The sequence below is a fragment of the uncultured Campylobacter sp. genome, from assembly GCF_938030815.1.
GTDB lineage: Bacteria > Campylobacterota > Campylobacteria > Campylobacterales > Campylobacteraceae > Campylobacter_B.
This window is the reverse complement of sequence record NZ_CALHII010000020.1, coordinates 1-4,423: the sequence shown is the minus strand read 5'-3', so window position 1 is coordinate 4,423 and position 4,423 is coordinate 1. Positions and strand designations below refer to the sequence as shown.

Here is a 4,423-nt window from a genome sequence, read left to right as displayed (position 1 = left end):
CTGCTTTATGCCTTTTGGCACGCGTTTTTCCCGTTGTTGTTGCTTTCCTTTGTTTTTCTTTGGTATCGGCGGGAATTGGCTTGGCGGATTAAGCGGAAAAAGCCCAAATTTTTTTGGGGGTTATTCAGTTTGGAGGAAGAGGCCCATCCGTTTGTCAATGTTAGATTTTGGCTTTTTGGTGTGGTATGGAATCTACTCATTATAACATTGATGATGGTGAGTATCCACAAAGCAAATGATATTGTTATATATGAAACATTATCAAAAATATTTTATGAAGCAGTAGCCTATATCTACCCTGGTCATGCGGATAGCGAATTTGCGATTGCCAAACGGGCGCTGCAAGATGCGTGGGCTGCTCGCTTTCAAATTTTATCCTTATCTTACTTTAAACGCGCCGTTTTCAAGGCCGTTTACGAGATTATTGACCGCTTCGATGATCGCTAGGCTTAGCACCTTGCCGTTTAGCGTCGAATCATAGCCCGCAGTGCCGCCGAAACCTAGCACTTCGCGGTTTGATAGCTCGTATTCGCCCGCGCCCTGGGTCGAAAAGACCACCTCGGACGTTCTGACGTCAACGATGTTTAAATTTACTTTAGAATACGCGGTTTGAGTCTTTCCCTTGCCTAAAATTCCAAACAGCTGATGATCTCCGGTCGTCTTGCGGCCGAATTCAGTCACGTCGCCGGTGATAACGTATCTGGCGCCTTTTAAGTTTTGTGCGCTTTTGGAGATTGCGCTTTCCTCTTTGATGGCGCGCATATTCGTGCGATCAAGCACCGAGAAACGTCCTGTTTGTTGTAAGCTTGAGATCAAAATTGTCTGCGCTTGGTTGCCCAGTCTGTCCTCCCCGTCGGAGAACACCCCATTGTTGTAAGAGGACTGGTTGTTAAAGCGTCCTACCGACACGGCGATCCTCTCGCCAGAGTAATTGGTATTTAGACTCGCTACCGTAGGGGTTTGCACTACGCGAGAGCTTTCTTTCGCGCATCCGCTAAATAGCGCCAGCACCGAAGCCGCAATAACGGCAGCCGATATGGTTTTTTTGAAATTCATTCTTTACTCCTTGAAAAAATTTACGTATAATATCTCATTGTTTCTTAAAATTTTATGTATAAATTTAAGCGCATAAATTTAGCAAAACGGGAGCGATTATGCTTAATATTTTACTAGTCGAAGACGACGAGGCTTTGAGCTCGGCGATAAGGGAAAAGCTGCTTGATGAGGGCTTTAGCGTGAGCTGCGCCTTCGACGGCAAGCAGGCGGCAGAGGCACTGGATGAGGCGCACTTCGATCTGATCATCTCGGACGTGATGATGCCTAAGATGGACGGCTTTGAGCTTAGCAGATACGTTAGGCGCGACGGCAAGAGCCAGCCGATACTGATTATAACGGCAAAAAGCGAGATCGAGGATATGCAGACGGGCTTTAAAAGCGGCGCGGACGATTATATGAGCAAGCCGATAAATTTAAAAGAGCTCGTGCTGCGCGTGCATGCGCTGCTAAGACGCGCAAAGATCGCGAACGAAAAGCGACTTCTCATCGGCGGAAGCGAGCTTGACTATGATACGCTTAGCGTCCGTGCGGCGGGCGAGCGTATAAGCCTAGCGCCGAAGGAATTTCGTCTTTTGTTTTTGCTGCTAAGCTACGCGGGCAGAATTTTTACGAGATTTGAGATAATGAGCGAAATTTGGGGTTACGAAACGGACAGCGACGAGCGCGTCGTCGATACGCACATCAAAAAGCTGCGGGCGAAATTCGAAAACTCCAAAGATTTTGAGATAATCACCGTGCGCGGGCTCGGCTACAAAGCCGTAAAAAAGGAGCGAGCGTGAAAAAATACCTCATCAGCCTTAAAAGCTTCATCGCGTTTTACTCTTCGCTCGCATTCGGCGTGATAAATTTCATCGTCTGCTTTGCGGTTTGCATGCTTTTTTACATAGGCATCGGCGGCAAGATCGGCGGGTTTTGGGACGGAGTGGCGCTGTGCGCGATCATCTGTCTAATCACGATGGCGCTAAATTTTACCCTGCTTTACTTCGGACTTAAAATTTTATTCCGCCCGATCAAGCGGCTACTAGACGCGATCACCGCGATCGCAAACGGCGATTTTGAGGCGCGCGCCGAGCGCAAGCTACACGGACATCGCACCGATTACGTCTATATGCACGAGCTCGACGAGCTCGTAGTAAACGTCAATAAAATGGCGCAGAAGCTGCAAAAGCACGAGCAACTGCAAAAGGAGTTCGTCTCAAACGTCTCGCACGAGATGAAAACGCCGATCTCCTCGATCGCCGCGTTAAGCGAGATGATAGAGGGCGGCGTGAGCGAGGAGCGCGCGGTGCGATACGCAGCCTCGATCGGCGCGGAAGCAAACCGCCTAAGCAAGCTCTGCACCGACATGCTAAAGCTAACGAGACTTGATAGCGGCGCGGCGATCCGCCTAGATGAAGCGGTACGTATCGACGAGCAACTGCGACAATGCATCATATCGCTAAGCCAAAGCTACGAAGGGCACGAGTTTGAGCTAGATTTATCGCCGCTTAGCGTGCGATCAAACGCGGGACTGCTAAATCAAATTTGGCGAAATTTGATCGAAAATGCGCTTAAATACTCGCAGCCGAGCGGTAAAATTTTCGTTTGTTGCTGCGCTTGCGATGGCTTTGCGCAGGTGAGCATCAAAGACGAAGGCATCGGCATCTCGCGCGAGAAGCTGGATAAAATTTTTGACCGATTTTATCAGTGCGAGGAATCGCACAAACAGCTTGGTAGCGGGCTTGGGCTTAGCATCGTACGCAGAGCGCTCGATATTTTAGGCGGGCGGATCGAATACGAAAGCGAACCCGACGTCGGAACCGAGGCGCGCGTTAAAATTCCGCTTTAAATTTCAGATCAAGACGGTGCGGATGATCTGCGTCTTGCAATTCATAGCTCGCCGTAAAATTTTGCCCCACAGGCAAAGTCGCGCCGATGCAAGCTTTGACGATACGGGCCCTGACGGCGCAAGCTACGCCAATGCAAGCTTTGATGACGTAAAAAAGCGCGGGTGTGTCGCGCGCCGCATTCACATAAAATTCTGCTTTAAATTTTATATCGATTTGCCGCGGACGCCTCGCGCGCCGCGACGAGGTCGGAATTCTGCTTTAAATTTACCGCGCGCTGCGACTTTGCCGCCCTTTACAACTTTACCGCGCATTACGGCGGGCGGCAGGCTCGCTTAAATTTGCCGCGCCTTAACACAGGTAGCTGGATTTTGCCTGAAATCTGCCGCCGCTCGCACTTTACGACAGGCGGTAAAAATTTCGCCGTAAATTTTAAAAGACACATTAAGAACACAATCACCTTATATAATCCCGCCTATAGATCGATCGGGTACGCCCCTAGCGGCCCGAGCCCGGCAAACAATAAAATTAAAAACAAAGGAGAAGCGATGAGTAAGGCCGTACTTCACTCAGTGTTAGCGATAGAAGCCATTTTATGGGGGCTTTTATCGGCTGTGATTATAGGTGCGTAAATTTTACGCTTTGAGCTAGGCGATCCGCCGAAATAATTTATAAAATTTACGAAATTTGCGCCCTACTTCGCATCCGCTGCGAAAAGGGGCGCACCTGCGCTAACTATCTAAACTAAAATTTTAATCCGCTCGCCACGCACGCAAACCTCACTACGTACAAATCCATACCGCAGGCTAGCCGGCCGCACACAAACCTCGCTGTGCGCAAACACATCGCCGCGAATAAAGCGGCCGCGCAACTAAAAATCGAATAAAATTTTAAATACTACTAGCGGACGAACGAGCCTATTTCGCCCTATTTCGTCCGCGCCTTTTGCAATATGTGCTCGCTCGCAAAACAGCTTGCGATAGGAAAATGATTTGAACGGTGCGGATTTTAAAATACGCGACCCTCTCTCAATCGCGCAAATTTACGCCTTTGCCGCTAAGCGATTTTTAAAAGCTCTCAAGCTAAAATTTATCCCGATTTAAGATCAAATTTAAACCAAACGGCGAAAATTTCACGAGAGACGCCGCAAATGGCGAAATCTCAAAGGAGCCTAACGTGAAAAGATTGATAGATTTCCTGAGACGCATTTATGCGGACCTGCTTGCAGGCAGGGCGCTACTACATCCGATCCTGCTTGCGGCTATATTTTTAGCGGCGAAATTCGGCGCGCTATATGCCATAGATGAAAAAATTTTAGGAAGCGGCTATGATTTGGGGATATTTGGAGAATTCGCTTATTACATATTTTTTGATTTTGTCGCAGGTGCCTATTTTATAGCTCTTTGCGCGCATATAATCTACGCTTCGCCTAAAGTCAAATCGCTTAAAATTTTACGTAAAATTTTACTCGCGGCAATCTTGGCGTCTTGCGCGCTTGATAGCTGCGTCGATATTGTCTTTGGGCATATTTTGCGCCTTTG

At 48.4% G+C, this 4,423-nt stretch carries 6 protein-coding genes; 4 read left to right on the top strand and 2 right to left on the bottom strand.

Annotation, left to right across the window (positions count from 1 at the left end; genetic code table 11):
- Positions 1–447, top strand: a 447-nt coding sequence (locus tag Q0277_RS00505) for a hypothetical protein (protein WP_297994405.1), incomplete at its 5' end; no start/stop codon positions are given.
- On the opposite strand, the gene Q0277_RS00500 is transcribed toward Q0277_RS00505, so the two are convergent.
- Entirely contained in the window at positions 379–1,056 is a 678-nt protein-coding gene (locus tag Q0277_RS00500) for a CsgG/HfaB family protein (protein ID WP_297902493.1), read from the bottom strand. The genes Q0277_RS00505 and Q0277_RS00500 overlap by 69 nt on opposite strands.
- A 98-nt stretch (positions 1,057–1,154) precedes the next feature.
- On the opposite strand from Q0277_RS00500, the gene Q0277_RS00495 reads away from it, so the two are divergent.
- Positions 1,155–1,835, top strand: a complete 681-nt coding sequence (locus Q0277_RS00495; protein WP_297994402.1) for a response regulator transcription factor — start codon at positions 1,155–1,157, stop codon at positions 1,833–1,835.
- Positions 1,832–2,884, top strand: coding sequence for a HAMP domain-containing sensor histidine kinase (locus Q0277_RS00490; RefSeq protein WP_297994400.1), 1,053 nt, complete (start codon positions 1,832–1,834; stop codon positions 2,882–2,884). Before Q0277_RS00495 ends, Q0277_RS00490 begins: the two co-directional genes overlap by 4 nt.
- Here the strand turns inward: Q0277_RS00490 and Q0277_RS00485 are convergent.
- On the bottom strand, positions 2,868–3,068 hold the full coding sequence (locus tag Q0277_RS00485; RefSeq protein ID WP_297994395.1) for a hypothetical protein: 201 nt from the start codon (positions 3,066–3,068) through the stop codon (positions 2,868–2,870). The two genes, Q0277_RS00490 and Q0277_RS00485, sit on opposite strands and share 17 nt — an antisense overlap.
- 990 nt (positions 3,069–4,058) lie before the next feature.
- On the opposite strand from Q0277_RS00485, the gene Q0277_RS00480 reads away from it, so the two are divergent.
- The coding region (locus tag Q0277_RS00480) for a hypothetical protein (RefSeq protein WP_297994392.1) at positions 4,059–4,423 on the top strand (365 nt) is incomplete at its 3' end.